Below are 21,456 nucleotides of genomic sequence, written 5' to 3'. Positions count from 1 at the left end.
AACTCGTGCGTCTTGTAAGGCATGAGCGCACGGCAGGACGCGTACGTCGCCGAGTTGGTGTTGAGCCAACCTGAGGCGGTGGCGGTGTTGTTCGGCGGTTCGGTGCTGCTGGGCGCGATCGGGTTGGTGGTGGCGCGGCGGCGCGGTTGGGCGGTGGCGCCCGCCGTGCTGGCCGGGTGCGGCTTGGCGCTGGCGCTGGCGGTGACCCTGGCCAGACCCGGCGGGTCGCTGTCGATCGCCACGACCGATCCGATCGGCATGTGCGTCGGCAACGAGTTCTCGCTCACCGGGTCGCTGGAGCGGCTGAACCTGGTGATGCTGGCGCCGTTCGCGTTCTTCGCCACCCTGGCCACCCGGCGTCCGTTCGCGGTGTTCGCCGTGTCGGGGCTGTTCAGCGGGGCGGTGGAGTTCGTGCAGGCGGTGACCGCGATCGGGGTGTGCGAGGCGCAGGACTTCTACAACAACACCGTCGGCGCGCTCGGGGCCGTCGTGGTGGCCGCGCTGCTGACCTCGCTCGCGCCGCGCAGGCCGAGCACGCCGCTGGCGGAGCAGACGACCGCACCGCCGGCACGCCCGGTCCACGCCGGTTACGCCCGACCGCCGGAACCGCAGGACCAGCCGTCGCCTGCCTCCGACCTGCGATAGTCGTCGCATGTCCGAGGTTGATCAAGCCGTCGTGCTGCCGCCGCGAATTCGTCCCGGGGATCGTGTCCGGCTGGTTTCGCCGGCCAGTTTTCCCAGTGACGAGATGCTCGCGGAAGCCGTGCGGACGCTGGTCGGCTGGGGGCTGACCGCGGAAGTCGGGGAGCACGCGCTCGACCGTCACGGTTACATGGCCGGCCGGGACGAGGACCGCCTGGCCGATCTCAACGACGCCTACCGTGATCCCGGGGTGCGCGCGGTGATCGCCACGCGTGGTGGCGCGGGCGCGTACCGCATCGCCGACGGCATCGACTTCGCCGCCGTGCGGGCCGACCCGAAGCCGCTGGTCGGGTTCAGCGACATCACCAACCTGCACCTCGCCCTGTGGCGGCACTGCCGGATCGCCGGGATCCACGGGTGGCTGGTCGGGCCCCGCTCCGCGGAGGCGACGCGGAGGCTCTTGCTGAGCGGTGAACCCACCGTCCTGCACCGGGATCCGGGAGCGCTCACGGCGGCCGTCGAGGTCTCCGGCACGGCCGCGGGACACCTCGTCGGCGGGCACCTCGGCTCTGTCGTCGGGTTCATCGGCGCCGGACTGCCCAGCCTGGACGGCGCGATCCTGTTCCTCGAAACGCCGCGCACCATCGGACTGGGGCAGGTCGATCGGCACCTGACGCACCTCATGCGGTCCGGCTCGCTGCGCGGCCTTCGCGGGGTCGCGCTCGGCCGGTTCCCCGGCTTCGAGGACTACACCGACCGGGGCTGGAACGTGATCGACGTGCTGCGGGACCGCCTGGGTGCGCTGGGCGTCCCGGTGCTCGGCGGCGTCGACGTCGGCCACGGCGACGATCCGCTGTCCGTGCCACTGGGACCGGTCGCGGAACTGGACGTGGACGCGGGCACGCTCACCGTCGGGCCCGCGGTCCACTGACGTCGCCGTCAGCTGGTCTCGCCGACCAGTTCCTCCAACGCGGGCAGGGCGTTGACCAGGGCGTCGCGGTGCTCCGGGGTCAGCTGCTCGATGCGCCGCTGCAACTCCCGCACCCGCGCCGACCGCACACCCGACACCATCGTCACGCCCTCCGGCGTGGGCGTCGCCAACCAGGCCCGCCCGTCCTGCGGGTCCGGCTCCCGCCGCACGTACCGGGCCTCCACGAGGGCCGCCACGATCCGCGACAGCGTCGGCGGTGCGACACCCTCCTTCGCCGCGAGGTCACCCAGCCGCATCGGGCCGCACTGCGCCAACGTCGCCAACGCCGACACCGCACCCGGGCCGAGGCCGGGTGACCCGGTGCGGCGCAGCAGCCGGGACAGCCTGCCGATCGCGAGGTACAGCCGGGCGGTGGCGTCCTCGACCTGGTCGGCCATCACGGCACTCCTCCTCGGGGCAGACGGACACAACGAAGCATCCATCATGCCGTGCCACGCAATCACCTCATTGCCGGACTCGACGCGTGCGCCCAGAATCGCTTCGGGATCCGACCCGCCAACCGCGCCAACCGACCGGCCTCCACGCCCGCGCGCATCGCCGCCGCCATCCGTTCGGGGTCCTGCGCCCTGGTCACCGCGGTCGCCAACAGCACGGCCGAACAGCCCAACTCCATCGCCAACGCCGCATCCGACGCCGTGCCGACGCCCGCGTCCAGCACTACGGGCACCGACGCGCGGGACACGATCAGCTCGATGTTGTGCGGGTTGCGGATGCCCAGCCCCGTCCCGATGGGAGACCCCAGCGGCATCACGGCGGCGCAGCCGACCTGCTCCAACCGCAACGCCAGCACCGGGTCGTCCGACGTGTACGGCAGCACCACGAACCCGTCGTCGACCAGCTTCTCCGCCGCGTCCAACAACTCCACCGGGTCGGGCAGCAGCGTCTGGTCGTCGGCGACGACCTCCAGCTTCACCCAGTTCGTCTCCAACGCCTCCCGCGCCAGCCGCGCGGTGAGCACGGCTTCGGCGGCGGTGCGGCAACCGGCGGTGTTGGGCAGGGCGGCGATGCCCAGCCGGGCCAACAGGTCCAGCACGCCGCCGCCGGAGGTGTCCAGCCGGCGCATCGCGACGGTCGTCAACTCCGTGCCGGACGCCACCAGGGCGCGTTCGAGCACCGACAGGTTCGCCGCGCCACCGGTGCCCATCACCAGGCGCGAGCCGAACTCCCGGCCCGCGATCACCAACGGGTCGTCCACGTCACCCTCCCTGCACGGCGGTCAGCACCTCGACCGCGGACCCGTCGGGCACGAACGTCGTACCCCACGCCGCCCGCGGCACGACTTCGCCGTCCAGCGCGACCGCGACACCGCTGGGCGGCGCGTCGAGCAGCGCCAGCACGGTGGCGACGGTCGACCCGTCGGCCAGTTCCCGCTCCAGACCGTTGACCTTCGCCTTCACCGACTGTTTCCTCCTTCGCGGAGCAGGGCGAGCACCCGCCGCGCCGTGACGGGCGCGAGCAGCAGACCGTTGCGGTGGTGGCCGGTGGCGGCCAGCACGCCGGGTTCGAGCCACCGGATGACCGGTGCGTTGTCGGGGCTGCCCGCGCGGAACCCGGCGGCGGCCTCGACCAGCGCGTACTCGGCGATGCCCGGCCACACCACCTCGGCGTCGCGCAGCAGGTCCCGCACGCCGCCGACGGTCACGTCACCGTCGAAACCGGCCTCGTACTGGGTCGCGCCGAGCACGAACCCGCCGTCGCGCGGCACCAGGTAGACGGGCCGGCCGGACACCTGGGCGCGGATCGTGTGCCGGGGCGGCGGCAACGCGCCGGGTCGTGCCGACAGCCGCAGGATCTCCCCCTTCACGGGCCGGATCACGCCGCGCAGCAACGGGTGCAGGTCACGGCTCCACGCGCCGGCCGCGATCACCGTCACGTCGGAGCCCGCGCTCGGCTCGGCGGCGAACGCCACACCCTCGGCCGCACAAGCGTCCCGCAGCGCGCTCAGCAACGCGCGGTTGTCCACGGCGACGTCACCCGGCACCGACAGTCCACTGCGGACCGAGCCGAGACCGGGTTCCAGGGCGCGCAGCTCACGTCCCGTCAACCGGGTCGCGGACCGTCCCATCCGGCCCAGGTAGGCGCACAACTGGTCCAGCACCTCGACATCGGCCCGGTCGACGGCCACCGCCAACGTCCCCGCCGGGCTGAGCTCCACGCCGAGCGAGCGCGCGAACTCCGGCCACAGCTCCAACGACTCGACGCCCAGGGCGAGCACGTCCTCGTCGCCCGGCCACGCCTCGGTGATCGGCGCGAGCATCCCGCCCGCGACCCGGGAACCGCCGTGCGGCGAACCGTGGTCGACCACTTCGACCGCGTACCCGGCACGGGCGGCGTACCAGGCCGCGGACAGGCCGATGACACCACCGCCGAGGACGGTCACTCGCACTGCCAAGGCACTCACGCTCCCTGCGCCGGCATGACCCGGATCAGGTTCGACGGTCGGAGCGAACCACGCTCCCTCTCAGCCCGGTGTTCTCCAGGCTCCCGTGCGGACCGGTTCCACCGTAGCGCACGGATCGGGCCGGCGGTTACCGTGCGGCCCGTGCCAGGACTCGACGGAACGCGGATCAGGCGGCGGCTCGCCGACGCACGGCTCTACCTCTGCACACCGGCGCGCCCGGACCTCGCGGAGTTCGCGGACGCCGCGCTCGCCGGTGGCGTGGACGTGGTGCAGTTGCGGGACAAGGGCCTCGAAGCCAAGCAGGAGATCGCCGCGCTGGAGGTGCTCGCCGAGGCGTGCGCGCGGCACGGCGCGCTGCTCTCGGTCAACGACCGGGCGGACGTGGCGCTCGCCGTGGACGCCGACGTGCTGCACCTGGGCCAGGACGACCTGCCCGTGCCGCACGCCCGGCGGATCGTCGGCGACGACGTGGTGATCGGCCGGTCGACGCACGACGTCGACCAGGCGCGCGCGGCGGCGGTGGAGCCGGGTGTCGACTACTTCTGCACCGGCCCGTGCTGGCCGACGCCGACCAAGCCGGGTCGTCCCGCGCCGGGCCTGGACCTGGTGCGGGCGACGGCGGGCACGACCGACCGGCCGTGGTTCGCCATCGGCGGGATCGACGCCGACCGGCTGCCCGAGGTGCTGGCCGCGGGCGCGGAGCGGGTCGTGGTGGTGCGCGCCATCACCGAGGCCGACGACCCCCGTGCCACCGCGGCCTGGTTGAAACTTCAACTAAAGGGCGTACAGTCGTCGGGGTGATGCCTGTGCTGTACCTGGGCCACGGGGCACCCCCGCTGGCCGACGACGAACGCTGGACCGGCGAGCTGAGGTCGTGGTCGGCGACGCTGCCGCGCCCGGCGTCGATCCTGGTCGTCTCCGCGCACTGGGAGAACGACCCGCTCACGCTGGGCGCGACCACCACCGTGCCGCTCACGTACGACTTCCGGGGCTTCCCCCGGCGGTACTACGAGGTCACCTACGACGCGCCGGGCGCGCCGGACCTGGCCCGCGAGGTCGCCCGGCTGGTGGACCGGCCGGTGGCGCGCGACGAGGGGCGCGGGCTGGACCACGGCGCGTACGTGCCGCTGAAGGAGATGTTCCCCGAGGCGGACGTGCCGGTGCTGCAGATGTCCATGCCCAGCCTCGACCCGCGCGAGCTGTTCGACGTGGGCCGCCGGCTCGCCCCGCTGCGCGAGCAGGGCGTGCTGATCGTCGGCAGCGGGTTCATGACGCACAACCTGAGCTGCGTGGACATGTCCGCCGGGCCCGACTACCGGCCACCGTCGTGGTCGGCGGAGTTCGACGACTGGGCGGGCCGGGCGCTGGCCGACGGCGACGTGGACGCGTTGCTGGACTTCCAGCTCAAGGCGCCCGCCGCCGGCGTCGCGCACCCGCGCACCGAGCACTTCGCCCCGCTGTTCGTGTCGCTGGGCGCGAGCGCCGCACCGGAGGCGACGACCACCGTGGACGGTTTCTGGTACGGGCTGTCCAAGCGTTCCGTGCAGTTCGCCTGACCACTGCCCGCACACGCGGAACGCCCCCGGGCCGGAGCCCGGGGGCGTTCTGCGAGCGGTGCGCGGTCCGGAGGGAGGACCACGCGGTAGGTCCCGGTCAGCCGATCGCGAGCCTCAGGCCGTAGACGCTGAGGATCTCGTTGACCGGCTGGAAGAAGGTCGTGCCGCCGGAGGAGCAGTTGCCCGAACCGCCGGAGGTCACGCCCTGGGCCTGGCCGTAGCCGGAGCCCGCCACCCACGAACCGCCGGAGTCACCGGGCTCGGCGCACGCGTTGGTCCGCGTCATGCCGTAGACCGCGCCCTGCGAGTAGTTGACCGTCTGGTTCTTGGCCTGGACCGTGCCGCAGCGCCAGCCGGTGGTGGAGCCGGAACGGCAGATCGCCGCACCGATGGCGGCCTCCGAGGAGCCCTTCACCACGACGTTGGTGCCGTTGTAGCGGTTGACCCACGGACGCGAGGTCCAGCTGGAGTTCGTGCGCACCCAGGCGTAGTCGTTGCCGGGGAACGACGAGCCCGCGAACGAGCCCGAGGTGACGCGGTTGTAGCCCTGGGTCGCGGTGCCGGTGCGGCCGCAGTGGCCCGCCGTCACGTAGCCACCCGCGGTGACCGAGAAGCCGACCGAGCAACGCCCGCCGCCCATGTAGTAGGCGTCGCCGCCGCGGGTGTCGTACAGGGTGGTCGGGCTCTGGTCGACCTCGACCACCCGGACCGCCGGGCTGACCGACCTGGCCGTGGCCAGGAACGACTCCGCCGCCGCGTCCCGCTGGAAGCGGTTGACCTCGACGACGACCGAGTTCGTCTGCTCGTCGACCCGCCAGCCGGTGATCGACGCCGGTGCGGACAGGCCGTCGATCGCCGACTTCGCACCGGTCAGCTGCCGGTGCGAGAAGGCGACGTACTTGGCGTCGGCGCCCGCGGCACGCGCCGCGCCCGCCTTCGCCGAGTCGGTCACCGCGACGACCAGCTTGCCGGTCGCGGCGTTGATCCACGAACCCGCGTAGGCGCTGCCGACCGCGGACCGCGCCGCGGACTCGACCTCACCCGCCCGGGTGTCACTCGCCAAACGGGCGGTGACCTGTTCGGCGTTCAGGCCCAGGTCGCGTTGCGCCGCTTGGAGCAACTCGGCGGGGTAGCTCTCCGTATCGGCCTGGCTTGCGCCATAGGGCGCTGCCGTGTCCGCGATGGCCGGTACGCTGAGAGCTGAAGCCGTGCCGGTGGCCAGCAGGACGGCCGTGGCAAGGCGGACCGCACTCGTGCGGTTCATTAGGCGTCTCCCTCATCTTCGGGTGCAGGGAACCCGAGAGCCTGGTTGCAGGGACCGCTCTCGGGGGCTCTAGGGGGACGGGTGGTGGGGCGGCGGCAGGGGTCGCCCCACCCCTTTACTTCTCGCCCGTGTCGTCGTCCGGGTGTCCCAGGTCGCGGTCGCACAGGGTGAGGCGCACGACGACGACGCCGTTCTCGCGTCTCGCATGACCCTCCTCCCCGGTCGCTACCGACCAGTACTCGCCCGTTCGAGCGACGTTATGACCCTGTTACCTATTACGGTTCGGGCCATCTGAGGGCGAAGTGTGTCACAGGACACGCCGATCCGACTGCGGTGTGTAGCGTTTGACAGTTAACTCTCACTCAAGGTAGTGAGACGATCACCGATTCGGGCGGATTTGCCAGATGTAAGTGATCCGGCAGAGCAAGCCACGTACGTGTGAATGCTGTTGGACCGGGCAGGTGACACAGGAGGAGTTCCGGTAACGGCCCGTGTAGTCACCACGCCGCCGCAGGGGTGAGGATCGACCCCATGGCACTCGTCACCATCTCCGACATCCAGGCCGCCGCCGACCGCATCGGTGGCGCGGCGGTCCGCACACCCCTGCTGCGGTTCGACGACGCGCTGTGGCTCAAGCCGGAGAGCCTGCAGCCCGTCGGTGCGTTCAAGATCCGCGGCGCGTACAACGCCCTGGCGCGGCTGCCCGAGGACGTGCGGGCACGCGGCGTCGTCGCCTACTCCAGCGGCAACCACGCGCAGGCCGTCGCGTACGCGGCGAAGCTGTTCGGCGTGCCGGCGGTCATCGTCGTGCCGGAGGACACGCCGCGGGTGAAGGTCGACGCGACCCGCTCCCACGGCGCCGAGGTGGTCCAGGTGCCGATGGCCGAGCGCGAGTCGCGGGCCGCCGAACTCGTGGCCGAGCGGGGCGCCACGCTGATCCCGCCGTTCGACCACCCCGACGTCATCGCCGGCCAGGGCACCATCGGGCTGGAGGTGGTGGCCGACCTGCCGGACGTGGCCGCGGTGCTGGTGCCCGTCAGCGGCGGCGGGTTGATCTCCGGGGTGGCCGCCGCGGTGAAGGCGCTCAGCCCGTCCACCAGGGTGATCGGGGTCGAGCCGGAGCTCGCGGGCGACGCGGCCGAGTCGTTGCGGGCCGGCACGCTCGTCCGGTGGTCCGCCGCCGACCGGGCCCGGACGATCGCCGACGGGCTGCGCGCCGAGCCGTCCGAGCTGACGTTCGAGCACATGCGCGCCTACGTGGACGACATCGTGACCGTGTCGGAGGAGCAGATCGGCGCGGCGGTCGGCCTGCTGGCCCGCAGGGCGCGGCTGGTCGTGGAGCCCAGCGGCGCCGTCACCGTCGCCGCCCACCTCGCGCGCCCGGCGGAACGCACCGTGGCCGTGCTGTCCGGCGGGAACCTCGACCCCGAGGTGTTCGCCCGGTACCTCTGACGCGCTCAGTCGCGCACGCGCGCGGGCGGCCCGTCGACGCCGCAGCTGCGGCACTCGGGGACCTCCGGGGTCGCCTTGAACACGCGGTTGTCCGTGCCGACGGCCAGCAACCCGCCGACGATCGACGCGACCGCGCACACCAGCAGGGCCGTCTGCCAGCCCTCGGTGAGCGCCGTCGGGTCGGCGTACTGGGCGCCGGTCAGGCCCGCCACGGCGGGCAGCACGGCCACCGCGACCAGGCTGCCGGTGCGGGCGACCGCGTTGTTCACGCCCGAGGCGACCCCCGCGTACCGGTCCGGCGCGGCGGCCAGCACGGTCGCCGTCACCGGCGCCACCACCGCCGCCAGACCCACGCCGAACACCAGCAGACCGGGCAGCACGCCCGTCCAGTAGCCCGCGCCCGGCTCGACCCACCGCAGCATCAGCATGCCGACCCCGATCAGGATCGGACCTCCGACGAGTTGGGCCCTCGGCCCGAGCCGCTGGGCGATGTTCCCGGACCGCGCGGACAGCACCAGCATCAGGATCGTGATCGGCACACTGGCCAGCCCGGCGGCCGTCGGCGAGTAGTGCAACGACACCTGCAGTTGCAGCACCATGAGCACCATCACCCCGCCCAGGGCCGCGTAGACCAGGAACGTCAGGGCGTTGGCCAGCACGAACGTCCGGTTCGCGAACAGCTGGGGCGGCACGAGCGGGTCGCGGCCGCGGCGTTGCAGCACGACGAACGCCACCAGGCAGCCGACACCGACCACCGCCGCCGTCACCACCAGCACGTCGGCGCCCCGGACCGGCGCCTCGACCAGCGCGGCGGTGATGCCCGCCAGCCCCAGTGCGCCGAGGACCGACTCGCCGATGTTGGGGCGGCCGGTGAGGGCCTCGTCGCGGGACTCCGGCACGTGGCGGCGGGCCAGCCACACGCAGACCGCCGCGACCGGCAGGTTGACCAGGAACGCCAGCCGCCACGACCAGGCCTGCACCAGCAGGCCCCCGAGCAGCGGTCCGACCGCCGTGGCGACACCGGACAGGCCGGACCACGCGCCGATCGCCCGACCCCGGTCGGCGCGGACGAACACCGATTGCAGGATGGCCAGCGACCCGGGCGTGAGCAGCGCGCCGCCGACGCCCTGGAGCACGCGGGCGAGGACGAGCAGCTCGGTCGTCGGCGCCAACCCGCACAACAACGAGGCGCCGCCGAACCAGAGCACCCCGAAGGTGAACACCCGGCGGCGGCCGTAGCGGTCACCCAACGAGCCCGCGACCAGGATCAGCGAGGCCAGCGCCAACAGGTAGCCGTCGAGGATCCACTGCAGGCCCGCGACGGACGCCTCCAGCTCCGCGCCGATGCTGGGCAGGGCGACGTTGATGATGGTGCTGTCCAACATCGCCATGCCCGAGCCGAGGATGGTCGTGGCCAACACGGCCCTCGCGCGCCCGGTGCCCCACACCACTGTCTCCGTCACCGGCCCATTCTCCGCCCGGAGTTGTCCACAGGCTTGCGCTGGAGTGCGCAAAGCGTCGGTGCCTGCCGGCAGTATCAAGAACAGGGGTCCCCCTGGCCGGGGGACGCCTGCGAAGTCGTCGCACCGCCGAGGTCCACCACCGCCGCCCTTCCCGAGCCCACCGCCGCCCTTCCCGAGCCCACCGCCGCCCTTCCCGAGCCCACCGCCGGCCTTCCCAAGTCCACCACCGCCCTTCCCAAAAGGGAGGGCTTCGTGTCATCCCGCCGACCTGGCTTTGCCCTACCGCGCGTGTCAAGGGGGCGGGGTTGACCACTGCCTCACCAGTGAGTCCTTTGCCGCCCCCTTGACGCGTGTGGTAGCCCGGAGGGAGGTCGGTGGGATGACACGGAGTCCGGACGCCGCTGGTACGGGAGTTGACCGCGAGGCCCGGTCATCCTGCTGATCTGCCCGTCCGGCGAGGACGCTTTTGCTTTTGCTCTTGCTTTTCGATCTTGCTCTTGCTTTTCGATCTTGATCTTCACATCAAGAGCTCAAGAACATGTCCTCGCCGGACGGGCAGATCAGCAGGATGACGGGGTTGGGCGGTCCACCCTCGTTGCGTCGTGGGTCCGGACTTCGTGCCATCCCGCCGACCTCCCCATGGGCAACCACACGTGTCAAGGGGGCGGCAAGGGACGCACGAACGGGCAAACCTGAACACCGCCCCCTTGACACGCGCGGTAGGGCAGAGCCAGGTCGGCGGGATGACACGAAGCCCTCCCTTTTAGGGAAGGGCGGCGGTGGACAAGTGCCGGGTGGTGCGGCTCGCGGGCTGTCCGTGGGGGACGTTCGTGTCGGGCCGTTCCTGTTGGGCCGTTCCTGTCGGGTCTGTGTCGGGCCGTCCGTGTGGGGACGTTCGTGCGGGGCTGTTGTGGCGGGTCGGTCAGCCAGTCAGCCAACCAGTCAGTCGGTGGGGCGGTTGAGGGTGGCGACGAACTTGTAGCGGTCGCCCCGGTACACCGAGCGCACCCACTCCACGGGGTTGCCCTCCGTGTCGAACGAGTGCCTCGACAGCAGCAGCATCGGCAGGCCGATGTCCGCGCCCAGCAGCTCGGCCTCCTCCGGCGAGGCGAGCGCCGTCTCGATGGTCTCCTCGGCGTGCCCCATCTCGACGCCGAACCGCTCGCGCAGCACCTGGTACAGCGAGGCGCCGGGCGCGAGGTAGCGGCGCAGGCCGCGGAACCGGCCCAGTGCCAGGTGCGTGGTCTCGATCGCCATCGGCTCGCCGTCGGCCAGGCGCAGCCGGTGCAGTCGGAGCACCTTGGCACCCGCGCGCACGCCCAGCAGCCTGGCCAGCTCGGCCTCGGCCGGCATCTCCGACGCCTCGATCAGCCGTGACGACGGCTGCCGCCCCTGGGCCTTCATGTCCTCTGTGTACGAGGACAGCTGGAGCCGTTGTGCCACCTTGGGTTCCGCGGCGAAGGTGCCCTTGCCCTGCACGCGCAGCAACCGACCCTCCACGGTCAATTCGGCAAGCGCTTGCCTCACCGTGGTGCGCGACACGTCGAACTCCGCCGCCAGCGAGCGCTCCGTCGGGATCGGCGATCCGGGCGGCAGCGCGCGCAGCAGGTCGAGCAGGTGCCGCTTGAGTCCCCAGTACTTCGGCTCGCGCTGCGCGCGAGTCCTGGCGTCCACGCCAGTCGCAGGGCTCGTCTCGAGCATGCCTTCCTCCTCGCCCCTTGCCAGCCGACATTGCCAGCGCTCCCAGACACAGGATGCCTTGTCCTCGTCCGATCGTGCGCCCGAACCCCCGACAACGGTCGAGAAATTGGTCGGATGACTTTGCAACGGTCCAGCAACGGCCTTGACATGCCCTGTGGCGAGGCACACTCTAGGCCGCATTGGTCTACACCACTTTGGCGTTCCGGTCGTTGGGATCGGGGCATGGGGAAAGGGCGCACAACGTGAAGGGCTGGAGAGGACTGGCCGTAGGTGCCGCCGCACTCGCGGTGGCCGTGGCCGGATGTGGCACGAGCTCCGACGGCGGCAGCGGCAACTCCGGAGAACCGAAGACGCTGACGGTGTGGTTGATGGACGGCTCGGCGCCGACCACCCTGACCGACGCGTTGAACAAGGAGTTCCAGGACGCGCACCCCGGCGTCACCGTCAAGTACGAGATCCAGAAGTGGAACGGCATCCAGGAGAAGCTGACCACCGCTCTGACCAGCAACAACCCGCCGGACGTCATCGAGCTCGGCAACACCCAGACGGCGAAGTTCGCCGCCGAGGAGACGCTGCTCGACCTGAGCGGCGACGTCTCCGGCCTCAACGGCGACCAGTGGCTCGGCGGCCTGGAGGACTCGCTGACCTGGGACGGCAAGCAGTACGGCCTGCCGTTCTACGCCGCGAACCGCACGGTCATCTACCGGACCGACCTGTTCGAGGCGGCGGGCATCACCGCCGCGCCGAAGTCGCGTGACGAGTGGGTCACCGCGATCGAGAAGCTGAAGGCCGCCAACGCCGCCGACCCCGACTTCCAGCCGCTCTACCTGCCTGGCCAGTCGTGGTACGTGCTGCTGTCGTTCATCTGGGACGAGGGCGGCGACGTGGCCAAGCCGCAGGGCTCCGCCTGGGCGGGCGCGCTGGACACCCCGCAGGCCAAGGCCGGCCTGGAGTTCTACAAGAAGCTGGTCGACACCTCCGGCACGAAGGCGCCCAAGGACGCCGACGAGGCCACCCCGCAGCAGATGGAGGTGTTCGGCACCGGCAAGGTCGGCATGATGATCGGTCTGCCGTGGGAGCTGGCGGGCGCGGTCAAGGCCAACCCGGACCTGAAGGCGAAGACCAGCGCGTTCCCGATCCCGTCGAAGACCTCGGGCAAGACGGCCCCGGTGTTCCTGGGCGGCTCCAACCTGGCCATCCCGGCCGGCAGCCAGAACCCCGACCTGGCCAAGGAGTACCTGAAGCTGCTGAGCTCGAAGAAGTACCAGGACATGCTGGCCGAGGGTGGCGCGGTGCCGGGCACCTCGACCGACACCGCCAAGCTCGCCACCACCCCGATCGGCAAGGCGCTGGCCGAGTCGGCCCCGAACGGCAAGGTCACCCCGACCACGCCGGCCTGGGCCGCGGTCGAGGCGGGTCAGAACCCGCTGAAGGACATGCTGACGGCGTACCTGACCGGCGCGAAGCCGCTGGACCAGGCCGCGGCCGACGCGAACACCGCCTTGTCGAAGACCCTGGGCGGATGACGATCGGATGACGGCCGTGCACACGACCGACGCCGCGGTGCCGACGAACTCCTCGTCGGCACCGCGGCGTGCCGCACCGGACGGCGCACCGCGCCGTCGGGGCAGCGCCTTGGACCGGGTGCTGCCCTACCTGCTGCTGGCCCCCGCCGTGGTGGCCATCCTCTGGCTGATCGGTTGGCCCGTCCTCTCCGTCCTGGTGACCAGCTTCCGCAAGCTGAACCTGCGCGAGCTGACCCGCGGCGAGGTCGTGTGGACCGGTCTGGACAACTACACCGAGATCCTGGGCGACCCGGCGTTCTGGGGCATCGCGGTGCGCACCGTGGTGTTCACCGCGCTCGTGGTCGTCGTGTCGGTCCTCGCGGGCCTGCTGATCGCGCTGCTGATGCGCCAGATCAGCCCAGTCGTGCGGATCGTGCTGCAGGTGGCGATGCTGCTGGCGTGGGCGATGCCGCTGCTCGCCGCCACCACCGTCTACCAGTGGATCTTCGACCAGCAGTACGGCATCCTGAACAAGACCCTGGTCAAGATCGGGTTCGACTCGTTCGCCGGGTTCTCGTGGTTCTCCACCGGCACGTCGACGCTGGCCGTGATCGGGCTGCTGATCACGTGGCAGGCGGTGCCGTTCCTGGCGTTCTCGCTGTACGCGGGCGCGATCGGGATCCCGAAGGACCAGTACGAGGCGGCGGGCATCGACGGCGCGACGGCGTGGCAGACGTTCCGCGCGGTGACGTGGCCGGAGCTGCGGCCGTTGCTGCTGATGGTGACGTTCCTGTCGCTGCTGTGGGACTTCAAGGTGTTCGCCCAGATCTGGGCCATGCGCAAGGGCGGCCCGGACGGCGGCAGCACCACGTTGGCCGTGTACCAGTACCTGGAGGGCATCTCCAAGAGCCACTTCGGCGTGGCCGCGGCGGTGTCCGTGGTGATGGTCGCGCTGCTGGGGCTGCTGACCTTCCAGTACCTGCGCAGGCTGGTCCGTTCCCAGGAGGGCGAGCTGTGACCGTGAACAAGGTGTCCTCGGCCAAGAAGGTCACGGGGAACGTCGTCGCGCTGGTCGTCGCGCTGTTCTTCGCGTTCCCGACCTACTGGATGGTCTCGACGGCGTTGAAGCCGCGCAAGGACCTGCTGTCCAACGACTACGACCTGATCCCGTTCTCCGTGACGGGCTCGAACTTCGCCACCGCGTGGGCCAAGCCGGGCTTCCTCGGCGCGCTGGGCAACAGCCTGCTGGTGTCGTTGAGCGCGGTGGTCGCGGCGATCGTGGTGGGTCTGCTGGCGGCGCTGGCGCTGTCCCGGATGCGGTTCCGGGGGCGCAAGGGCTTCGTGATGATGCTGCTGGTGGCGCAGATGGCGCCGTTCGAGGCGTTGCTGATCCCGATGTTCCTGATGATGCGCGACCTGGACCTGCTGGACCGGCTGCCCGCGTTGGCGCTGATCTACTTCGCGGTGACGCTGCCGTTCTGCGCGTGGACGCTGCGCGGGTTCGTCAACGGGATCCCGATCGAGCTCGAAGAGGCGGCGATGGTGGACGGCTGCGGCCGTTGGAGCGCGTTCCGGCGGGTCACGCTGCCGCTGCTCGGTCCGGGTCTGGTGGCCACGTCGGTGTTCGCGTTCGTGACCGCGTGGAACGAGTTCCTGTTCGCGTTGTCGCTGGTCAAGGACCAGGCCAAGGAGACCCTGCCGGTGTGGCTGTCGGGGTTCCAGACCGCGTTCGGCACGGACTGGGGTGGCGCGATGGCCGCTTCGGCGCTGTTCACCCTGCCGGTGCTGGTGTTCTTCCTGATCGTGCAGCGCAAGATGGTCACCGGTGTCACCGCCGGTGCGGTGAAGGGGTAGGACCGCATGTCGTTGCACCGGCTCGCGTCGGGTGTGCTGCTGCCGGGGTTCCACGGGACCACCGCCCCGGACTGGTTGCTGAAGCGGGTGGCCGACGGGCTCGGCGGTGTCGTGCTGTTCGGCCGCAACGTCGTGACCGTCGACGGAGACGACAATCCAGCCCGAGACGCCCAGGTCACCGCCCTGAACGCGCAGTTGCGCGATGCGCGGGCGGACGTGGTGATCGGCATCGACGAGGAGGGCGGCGACGTCACCCGGCTCGACGCCGGTCACGGGTCGGAGGTGCCGGGCAACCACGCGTTGGGCGCGGCGGACGACTTGGGGCTGACGCGGGCGGTGGCGGCGTCGATCGGGGCACGGCTGGCGGCGTGCGGGGTGAGCCTGAACCTCGCGCCGTCGGCGGACCTCGTGCTGACGTTGGACGACCCGGTGATCGGCGTGCGGTCGTTCGGGTCGGACCCGGTGGCGGCCGGCCCGCACGTGGCGGCGTTCGTGGAGGGGATGCAGGCGGTCGGGGTGGCCGCGTGCGCCAAGCACTTCCCCGGCCACGGCGCGTCCACCGTGGACTCGCACGCGGCGCTGCCGGTGCTGCCGCGGTCGGTGGCGGAGCTGTCGGCGGTCGAGTTCGTGCCGTTCCGGGCGGCCGTGCGGGCGGGGGTGCGGTCGATCATGACCGGGCACCTGGTGGTGCCGGAGTGGGGTTCCGCGCCCGCCACGCTGAACCCGCTGGCGGTGCGCGTGCTGCGGGAGGAGCTGGGGTTCACCGGGGCGGTCATCACCGACGGGCTGGACATGAAGGCCGTGGGCGGTGACCTCGCGGAGGGGTCCGTGCGGTCGCTGGCGGCCGGGGTGGACGCGTTGTGCCTGGGCGGCGAGCCGTTGGACGACGACGGGCTGCGGTGGCTGGTCGACAGCATCGTGGCGGCCGTGGAGTCGGGCGCGTTGCCGCTGGAGCGGTTGGAGGAGGCGGCACGGCGGACGGCCGCGCTGGGTGCTCCGGCGGCCTCGGTGCAGGCGCACGACCCGTCGTTGGGGCTGGTCGCGGCACGGCGGGCGTTGGAGGTGCGCGGCACGTTGCGGCTGTCCGGGCCGCCGGTGGTCGTGGACCTGGCGGTGGAGCCGTCGATCGCGGTCGGGGACGTGCCGTGGGGGCTCGGGCCGTACTTGGCGGAGCTCGTGCCGGGTACCTCCGTGGTGGCGTCGACGTCCGCTCGGGAGCTCGGGGCGCAGGAGATCGCCGCGCTGGCCGCCGGGCGTCCGGTCGTGGTGGTGACGCGTGAGGCACACCGCCACGCGTGGGCTCGCGAGTTGGTGTCGTCGCTCGCTACTATTGGTCTAGACCTCGTACACGTCGAGACCGGCGTGCCGGGGCCTGACCTGGGCGCCGGCGCCCGCGTGGACACCCACGGCGGTGCGCGGGTGTGCCTGCGGGCCGCGGCCGAGCGCATCGCCGCCGCACTCCAGACCCGAACCTGAACCGACAGGGGAACTCCCGATGACCGACCACCAGCCCGGCAGGCACATGGCGGCCGAGATCGACCAGCAGCCCGGGATCTTCGCGGACCTCGTCGCCCGGCGGGACGCCATCGCGTCGGTCGCCTCGGTGATCGCCGAGCGCCGGCCGCGGTTCGTGCTGCTGGCCGCCCGCGGGTCCAGCGACCACGCGGCGCTGTACGCGAAGTACCTGACCGAGGTGTTGCTGGAACTGCCCGCCGGGCTGGTGTCGCCGTCCACGACCACGCTGTACGGGGCCCAGCCGGACCTGCGTGACGTGCTGCTGGTCGCGGTGTCGCAGTCGGGCGGGTCGCCGGACCTGCTGGAGGTGACCGAGTCGGCGCGGGCGCGCGGGGCGTTGACGGTCGCGGTGACGAACACCGCCTCGTCGCCGCTGAACGGGGCGGCCGAGCTGTCGGTGGACGTCGGCGCGGGCGTGGAGCAGGCCGTGGCGGCGACGAAGACCTACTCGGCGACGTTGCTGGCGCTGTACCTGCTGGTGGACGCGATCCGGGGCGGTGACGGCGCAGCCGCCTCGAACCTGGGCGACCTGGCCCGGTCGACGCTGGACTCGTCGGCGGACGCGGTGGCCGAGGCCGTGCAGCGGTACCGGTTCGTGGACCGGGTGCTGACCACGGGGCGCGGGTACTCGCTGCCCACGGCGTTGGAGTCGGCGTTGAAGCTGGCCGAGACGTCGTACCTGGCGGCGCGGGCCTACAGCGGGGCCGACCTGCTGCACGGGCCGGTGGCGGCGGTGGATGCCGAGACGGCGGTCCTGGCGGTGACCAGCAGCGGCAAGGGCGGTGACGCGCTGCACGACGTGCTGGACGCCGTGCACGGGCGTGGCGCGGACGTGCTGGCGGTCGGTTCCGCCTCCGACAAGGTCTCCGCCGCCCTGCGGATCCCGGTCGCCGAGACGGCCGAGGAGGTCGCCCCGATCCTGGAGATCCTCCCGATCCAGCGCCTGGCCCACGGCCTGGCCCTGGCCCGCGGCGGCGACCCGGACAACCCCCGCGGCCTGAACAAGGTCACCCGCACCCGCTAACCCCCGCTCCCCCACCCCGCGCGTGTCCTACGTTCAGAACGCGCGTGTCCTACGTTCGCGTCGCGCGTGTCCTACGTTCAGGTCGCGCGTGTCCTACGTTCAGGACCCCCGAATTCAACGCTCAGAACACACGAGAGGCCCGGGGGAACCCATCCCCCCGGGCCTCTCGTCGTGCGCGGTTACTGGCCCGCGGCGGCCAGGCCTACCGGCGCGTTCGCGTACGCCACCGTGCTGTCGAACACGACCTCGCCGTCGACCCACACCTTGCGCGGCCGGAGGTCGTCGTCCCACCAGACCAGGTCGGCCACGGCGCCGGCCTCCAGGCGGCCCAGCGTGGGCTCGCCGATCGCGTCCGCCGGAACGATGGTCGCCGACGCCAGGGCGGCCGCCGGGTCCACGCCCACCGACACGATGTTGCGCACCGCCCGGTCCAGCGTGAGCGCGCTGCCCGCGATGGTGCCCTCCGGCGAACGCGGCACGCCGTCCTCGGTCAGCAGCACGTCCGCGCCGCCGAGCTGGTAGCGGCCGGGCGGCATGCCCGCCGCCGCCACGGCGTCGGTGACCAGGGCGACCCGGTGACCGGCGGCGTTGAAGACCAGCCGGCAGACGTCCGGGCCGACGTGCGCCAGGTCCGCGATCAGCCCCAACGTGAACCGGTCGTCCACCAGCGCCACCCCCGGCACGCCCGGCTCGCGGTGGCCGAGCGGGCGCTGGGCGTTGAACAGGTGCGTCACCATCCGCGCGCCCGCCTCGGCGGCGGCCCTGGTCTGCTCCCCCGTGGCGTCGCTGTGGCCGACCGCGACCAGCACGCCCGCCGCCGCCAGCCTGCGCACGGCGTCCAGACCGCCCGGCTGCTCGGGAGCGAGCGTCACCATGCGCAGCGCGCGGCGCAGCACCTCGTCGTCCAGGAGCATGCCGATCTCGGCCGGTCCGGGCGGCACCATCAGCGCCGGGTCGTGCACGCCCGCGCGTTTCGGCGACAGGAACGGCCCCTCCAGGTGCACGCCGAGCGGCTTGGCGCCCGCGTGCGGCGGCAGGGTCGCCGACGCCGCCAGCACGGCGTGCGCCTGGCGCACCGCGACCGGCACCGGTGCGGTGATCAGGGTCGGTAGGAAACGGGTCACCCCCGTCTGCGGGAGCGCTCTCGCCACTGCGGCCATGCCCGCGGGGTCCACCTCGGCGAAGTCGACCCCGACCGCCCCGTTGACCTGCACGTCCACCAGGCCCGGGGTGAGCAGGCCGTCGGTCAGCACCTCGGCGCCGTCGGGCGGCGAGCCCGCGACGACTTCCACGATCCGGCCCGCCCGCAACCTCAGGCTGACGGGACCGGTGATGGTCCGACCGAGCAGTGCTCGCGGAGCTGCGACAACCGTGTCCAAGGTCCCTCCTCAAATGGTCCAGACCATTATGGCCGGAAGTGGCGGACGTCGTCACGTGTGGTTATAAGATAACCGAATAGAGTGAGTATGGGTGAATGTTTCGCCGCACGGCGGGGTCGGCCGCGTGGCGCTTCGGCGTGGCCCATACTTGGCGCCAGACATCCGAGGTCTAGCTGACGAGTCGAGGGCCGCCGTGGCAGTGACCGACGACGCCATCCTGCGCGTCAAGGAGATGATCGTCTCGGGCGAGCTGAAGCCCGGCGACCGGCTGCCGCGCGAGGCGGACCTCGCCGAGCGGCTGGGCCTGTCGCGGAACTCGCTGCGCGAGGCGGTCAAGGCGTTGTCGCTGGTCAGGGTGCTGGACGTGCGGCAGGGCGACGGCACCTACGTGTCCAGCCTGCGTGCGGACGACCTGCTCGGCGCGTTGTCGTTCGTGCTGGACCTGCACCGCGGCGAGGACTCCGTGCTGGAGGTGCTGCAGGTGCGCCGGATCCTCGAACCGGCCGCCGCGGCGATGGCGGCGCAGCGGGTGGGGCCGGAAGAGGTCGCGGCGTTGCGCGCGTTGTGCGACGCCGCCGAGTCGGCCCGGTCGGTGGAGGAGCTGGTCGAGCACGACCTGGAGTTCCACCGCGCGGTCGCGCAGGGCTCCGGCAACGCCTACCTGGCCCAGCTGCTGGACACGCTCGCCGGGCCGACCGTCCGGGTCCGCATCTGGCGCGGCATCACGCAGGGCGGCGCGGTCGACCGGACCGTCGCCGAGCACCGTGCCATCGTCGACGCGCTGGCCGCCCACCAACCCGAACTGGCCCGCTCCTGGTCGACGGTGCACGTGGCCGGCGTCGAGCAGTGGCTGTCCGACCTGGCGTGACGCCCGCCGGCCGTGTTCCGGGCGTTGAACTCGGGTGTTCCGAACGTAGGACACGCGCGTTCTGAACGTAGGACACGCGCGGTCTGGAGGTAGGACACGCGAGGGGTGGGGATGTGGGCCGAGGTGCTGCCCGGAGGCGGTGAGGCCGTCCGGGCAGCGCCCTTGGGCTCCGGATCAGGGGGACTCGGGGGTCACCCGGTGGAAGTGGAACGGGCAGGTGGAGCCGCCCCGCGCGATCGTCGTCGGGCGGTGGAAGGCCACGTGGTGGCGGTCGGGGTCGATGGCGTCGATCCAGGCCGCGTCGAAGTCGCAGAACACCGTGCCCAGTTCGGGGACGCCGGCGACCGCGAGGACGTGCACGTAGAAGCAGCGGTGCACGTCCACGTGGTAGTGGGCGGGAGACTCGGTGCGGCTGAAGGAGAAGTCGTCGCCGAAGTAGTTCCGCTCGCGGTCCTTGGACATGTCGGTGATGACGGTGAACGGGTCGTCGGAGGCGTCCAAGGCGGCCTTGGTGCCCTCGTACACGTAAGGCCGGATCGGCTCGTGGAACGCGCGGGCCACCAGGCGCAGGGCCTCCGGCTGCGGCACGCGCGGCAGCAGGCACTGGTACGCGCCGGCGATCAAGGCGGTCACGGGAAGGTGCGGGCTGGAGCCGCCCACCGCCGCGACGATCCTGGACGCCGCGGCGTCCACCTCGGGCAGCGGCACGACAGCCGCGATGTGCTCGCGGAACAGGGAGATGAGCTCTTCGTTCATGTGTGGTTGTTCCTCACGGTGTCCGTACCCGCGCACGCGCGGGACGGCCAGCACGCTCCAACCACCAACCTGGCGCTGACCAGGGTTTGCTATTACCGCACCGAACCTACACCCGCGCCACCGCGCCGGAGAAGATCTCCGCGCGCCAGAGCACGATCAGAGCAGGGCCTCCGTGCGCAGGTCGTCCCACAACGCGTCCGGCACCGGCGCCTCGAACGACGCCGCGTTCGCCCGCACCTCCGCCGCCGAACGCACGCCCAGCAGCACCGACACCACCGCCGGGTGCCGCAACGGGAACCGCACCGCCGCCTGCGGCAACGTCACGCCGTGCCGCGCGCACACCGCGGCGAGCCGACGAGCGCGTTCCACCAACGACGGCGGCGCGGCCTGGTAGTCGTACGTGGCCCCGACCTCGGGCCGCGCCAGCAGCCCGGAGTTGAACACCCCGGCCGCCACCACCGCCACCCCACGTGACGCGCACAGGTCCAGCAGCGGAGCCCCCGTCTGCTCCAGCACGGTGTACCGCCCGGCCAGCAGCACCACGTCCAGGTCGGTCTCGCGGACGAACCGCGCGGGCATCTCCCACTGGTTCATCCCGATCCCGATGGCCCCGACGACACCCTCCGACCGCAACCGCGCCAACGCGGGCAAGGCCTCCGCGAACGCCTGCTCCTCGTGCTCGTCCGGGTCGTGCAGGTACACCACGTCCACCCGGTCGAGCCCGAGACGGTCCAAAGAGGACTCCAACGACCGCCGAACGCCGTCGGCGCTGAAGTCCCACCGCCGCCGCGCGGTGGCCGGCACCGCGAACCCGTTCGCCCGGTCGTCCCCGCCACCCGCGTGCGGCTCCAGCACGCGGCCGACCTTCGTGGAGACGACGAACGCGTCACGCGGCCGACCGGCCAGGAACGAACCGATCCGCCGCTCCGACAACCCGAGCCCGTAGTGCGGCGCGGTGTCGAAGTAGCGGACCCCGGCGTCCCAGGCGGCCTCCAACGCGCCGAATGCGTCCACATCGGACACCTCCGCGTACAGGTTGCCGATCGGACCGCCGCCGAATCCCGACCGGGACAGGGAGATCACGG

Annotated in this window: 21 protein-coding genes and 1 riboswitch; of the genes, 11 read left to right on the top strand and 10 right to left on the bottom strand. The window is 72.0% G+C overall.

Annotated features, from left to right (window positions below; translation table 11 throughout):
* The first annotated feature begins 21 nt into the window (after positions 1 to 21).
* Positions 22 to 645 (top strand): VanZ family protein, encoded by a 624-nt coding sequence (locus AB0K14_RS03555; protein WP_360453918.1) that lies wholly within the window; start codon positions 22 to 24, stop codon positions 643 to 645.
* 7 nt (positions 646 to 652) lie between these two features.
* Positions 653 to 1,573: an LD-carboxypeptidase gene (locus tag AB0K14_RS03550; RefSeq protein ID WP_360453921.1), complete on the top strand. Its 921-nt coding sequence runs from the start codon at positions 653 to 655 to the stop codon at positions 1,571 to 1,573.
* 8 nt (positions 1,574 to 1,581) lie between these two features.
* Here the strand turns inward: AB0K14_RS03550 and AB0K14_RS03545 are convergent, their stop codons facing one another.
* The 4 genes from AB0K14_RS03545 to thiO all read right to left on the bottom strand — a co-directional run bounded on the left by AB0K14_RS03545 (position 1,582) and on the right by thiO (position 4,034).
* Positions 1,582 to 2,010, bottom strand: a complete 429-nt coding sequence (locus AB0K14_RS03545) for a MarR family transcriptional regulator (protein WP_360453924.1) — start codon at positions 2,008 to 2,010, stop codon at positions 1,582 to 1,584.
* A 62-nt stretch (positions 2,011 to 2,072) separates the two neighbouring features.
* Positions 2,073 to 2,828: a thiazole synthase gene (locus AB0K14_RS03540; protein ID WP_360453927.1), complete on the bottom strand. Its 756-nt coding sequence runs from the start codon at positions 2,826 to 2,828 to the stop codon at positions 2,073 to 2,075.
* Between the two features lies 1 nt (position 2,829).
* Positions 2,830 to 3,030 (bottom strand): sulfur carrier protein ThiS, encoded by a 201-nt coding sequence (thiS, locus tag AB0K14_RS03535; protein WP_360453930.1) that lies wholly within the window; start codon positions 3,028 to 3,030, stop codon positions 2,830 to 2,832.
* The gene (gene thiO / locus AB0K14_RS03530; protein WP_360453933.1) at positions 3,027 to 4,034 is read right to left on the bottom strand and encodes a glycine oxidase ThiO; all 1,008 of its coding nucleotides are present in this window, start codon (positions 4,032 to 4,034) and stop codon (positions 3,027 to 3,029) included. The genes thiS and thiO overlap by 4 nt, the downstream gene beginning before the upstream one ends.
* Positions 4,020 to 4,131: riboswitch (TPP riboswitch) on the bottom strand. (Overlaps the previous gene by 15 nt.)
* A 44-nt stretch (positions 4,132 to 4,175) precedes the next feature.
* On the opposite strand from thiO, the gene thiE reads away from it, so the two are divergent.
* Together thiE and AB0K14_RS03520 are read left to right on the top strand one after the other, a co-directional pair.
* Complete coding sequence (thiE, locus tag AB0K14_RS03525) at positions 4,176 to 4,835, top strand: thiamine phosphate synthase (protein ID WP_360453936.1); 660 nt, start codon at positions 4,176 to 4,178, stop codon at positions 4,833 to 4,835.
* Entirely contained in the window at positions 4,835 to 5,590 is a 756-nt protein-coding gene (locus tag AB0K14_RS03520; protein WP_360454352.1) for a class III extradiol ring-cleavage dioxygenase, read from the top strand. The genes thiE and AB0K14_RS03520 overlap by 1 nt, the downstream gene beginning before the upstream one ends.
* 97 nt (positions 5,591 to 5,687) lie before the next feature.
* Here AB0K14_RS03520 and AB0K14_RS03515 read toward each other — a convergent pair whose 3' ends face one another.
* Positions 5,688 to 6,854, bottom strand: coding sequence for a S1 family peptidase (locus tag AB0K14_RS03515; RefSeq protein ID WP_360453938.1), 1,167 nt, complete (start codon positions 6,852 to 6,854; stop codon positions 5,688 to 5,690).
* A 531-nt stretch (positions 6,855 to 7,385) separates the two neighbouring features.
* Between AB0K14_RS03515 and AB0K14_RS03510 the strand changes: the two genes are divergently transcribed.
* Complete coding sequence (locus AB0K14_RS03510) at positions 7,386 to 8,306, top strand: threonine/serine dehydratase (protein WP_360453941.1); 921 nt, start codon at positions 7,386 to 7,388, stop codon at positions 8,304 to 8,306.
* A 5-nt stretch (positions 8,307 to 8,311) separates the two neighbouring features.
* Here AB0K14_RS03510 and AB0K14_RS03505 read toward each other — a convergent pair whose 3' ends face one another.
* Both AB0K14_RS03505 and AB0K14_RS03500 read right to left on the bottom strand, forming a co-directional pair.
* On the bottom strand, positions 8,312 to 9,769 hold the full coding sequence (locus tag AB0K14_RS03505; protein ID WP_360453944.1) for an MFS transporter: 1,458 nt from the start codon (positions 9,767 to 9,769) through the stop codon (positions 8,312 to 8,314).
* Between the two features lie 942 nt (positions 9,770 to 10,711).
* Positions 10,712 to 11,470, bottom strand: coding sequence for a GntR family transcriptional regulator (locus tag AB0K14_RS03500; RefSeq protein ID WP_360453946.1), 759 nt, complete (start codon positions 11,468 to 11,470; stop codon positions 10,712 to 10,714).
* Between the two features lie 242 nt (positions 11,471 to 11,712).
* Between AB0K14_RS03500 and AB0K14_RS03495 the strand changes: the two genes are divergently transcribed.
* The 5 genes from AB0K14_RS03495 to AB0K14_RS03475 are packed head-to-tail and all read left to right on the top strand — an operon-like array spanning position 11,713 to position 17,368.
* Entirely contained in the window at positions 11,713 to 12,996 is a 1,284-nt protein-coding gene (locus AB0K14_RS03495) for a sugar ABC transporter substrate-binding protein (protein ID WP_360453949.1), read from the top strand.
* A 7-nt stretch (positions 12,997 to 13,003) separates the two neighbouring features.
* Positions 13,004 to 13,993, top strand: coding sequence for a sugar ABC transporter permease (locus tag AB0K14_RS03490; protein WP_360453952.1), 990 nt, complete (start codon positions 13,004 to 13,006; stop codon positions 13,991 to 13,993).
* 2 nt (positions 13,994 to 13,995) lie between these two features.
* The gene (locus tag AB0K14_RS03485) at positions 13,996 to 14,829 is read left to right on the top strand and encodes a carbohydrate ABC transporter permease (protein ID WP_360454355.1); all 834 of its coding nucleotides are present in this window, start codon (positions 13,996 to 13,998) and stop codon (positions 14,827 to 14,829) included.
* Between the two features lie 6 nt (positions 14,830 to 14,835).
* Positions 14,836 to 16,305, top strand: a complete 1,470-nt coding sequence (locus tag AB0K14_RS03480; RefSeq protein WP_360453955.1) for a glycoside hydrolase family 3 N-terminal domain-containing protein — start codon at positions 14,836 to 14,838, stop codon at positions 16,303 to 16,305.
* A gap of 19 nt (positions 16,306 to 16,324) precedes the next feature.
* Positions 16,325 to 17,368 (top strand): SIS domain-containing protein, encoded by a 1,044-nt coding sequence (locus AB0K14_RS03475; protein WP_360453958.1) that lies wholly within the window; start codon positions 16,325 to 16,327, stop codon positions 17,366 to 17,368.
* 179 nt (positions 17,369 to 17,547) lie between these two features.
* Here the strand turns inward: AB0K14_RS03475 and nagA are convergent, their stop codons facing one another.
* Entirely contained in the window at positions 17,548 to 18,747 is a 1,200-nt protein-coding gene (gene nagA / locus AB0K14_RS03470; RefSeq protein ID WP_360453961.1) for an N-acetylglucosamine-6-phosphate deacetylase, read from the bottom strand.
* Positions 18,748 to 18,940: 193 nt separating this feature from the next.
* Between nagA and AB0K14_RS03465 the strand changes: the two genes are divergently transcribed.
* Positions 18,941 to 19,615 (top strand): FadR/GntR family transcriptional regulator, encoded by a 675-nt coding sequence (locus AB0K14_RS03465; protein WP_360453964.1) that lies wholly within the window; start codon positions 18,941 to 18,943, stop codon positions 19,613 to 19,615.
* Positions 19,616 to 19,789: 174 nt separating this feature from the next.
* Here the strand turns inward: AB0K14_RS03465 and AB0K14_RS03460 are convergent, their stop codons facing one another.
* Together AB0K14_RS03460 and AB0K14_RS03455 are read right to left on the bottom strand one after the other, a co-directional pair.
* Positions 19,790 to 20,371 carry an L-2-amino-thiazoline-4-carboxylic acid hydrolase gene (locus AB0K14_RS03460; protein WP_360453967.1) on the bottom strand — a complete coding sequence of 194 codons (582 nt, stop codon included), beginning with the start codon at positions 20,369 to 20,371 and terminating at the stop codon, positions 19,790 to 19,792.
* A 156-nt stretch (positions 20,372 to 20,527) separates the two neighbouring features.
* Positions 20,528 to 21,454, bottom strand: a complete 927-nt coding sequence (locus tag AB0K14_RS03455; protein ID WP_360453970.1) for an aldo/keto reductase — start codon at positions 21,452 to 21,454, stop codon at positions 20,528 to 20,530.
* Between the last annotated feature and the right edge of the window lie 2 nt (positions 21,455 to 21,456).

The organism is Actinosynnema sp. NPDC050801 (assembly GCF_040673975.1).
Taxonomy (GTDB): Bacteria; Actinomycetota; Actinomycetes; order Mycobacteriales; family Pseudonocardiaceae; genus Actinosynnema.
This window is presented reverse-complemented; position numbering and strand designations above follow the sequence as displayed.

Excerpts from the sequence above, each read along its gene's own strand:
- AB0K14_RS03555 (WP_360453918.1), top strand. The coding sequence starts at position 22 with ATGAGCGCACGGCAGGACGCGTACGTCGCCGAGTTGGTGTTGAGCCAA.
- AB0K14_RS03550 (WP_360453921.1), top strand. The coding sequence starts at position 653 with ATGTCCGAGGTTGATCAAGCCGTCGTGCTGCCGCCGCGAATTCGTCCC.
- AB0K14_RS03545 (WP_360453924.1), bottom strand. The coding sequence starts at position 2,010 with ATGGCCGACCAGGTCGAGGACGCCACCGCCCGGCTGTACCTCGCGATC.
- AB0K14_RS03520 (WP_360454352.1), top strand. The coding sequence starts at position 4,835 with ATGCCTGTGCTGTACCTGGGCCACGGGGCACCCCCGCTGGCCGACGAC.
- AB0K14_RS03515 (WP_360453938.1), bottom strand. The coding sequence starts at position 6,854 with ATGAACCGCACGAGTGCGGTCCGCCTTGCCACGGCCGTCCTGCTGGCC.
- AB0K14_RS03510 (WP_360453941.1), top strand. The coding sequence starts at position 7,386 with ATGGCACTCGTCACCATCTCCGACATCCAGGCCGCCGCCGACCGCATC.
- AB0K14_RS03500 (WP_360453946.1), bottom strand. The coding sequence starts at position 11,470 with ATGCTCGAGACGAGCCCTGCGACTGGCGTGGACGCCAGGACTCGCGCG.
- AB0K14_RS03490 (WP_360453952.1), top strand. The coding sequence starts at position 13,004 with ATGACGGCCGTGCACACGACCGACGCCGCGGTGCCGACGAACTCCTCG.
- AB0K14_RS03480 (WP_360453955.1), top strand. The coding sequence starts at position 14,836 with ATGTCGTTGCACCGGCTCGCGTCGGGTGTGCTGCTGCCGGGGTTCCAC.
- AB0K14_RS03475 (WP_360453958.1), top strand. The coding sequence starts at position 16,325 with ATGACCGACCACCAGCCCGGCAGGCACATGGCGGCCGAGATCGACCAG.
- AB0K14_RS03460 (WP_360453967.1), bottom strand. The coding sequence starts at position 20,371 with ATGAACGAAGAGCTCATCTCCCTGTTCCGCGAGCACATCGCGGCTGTC.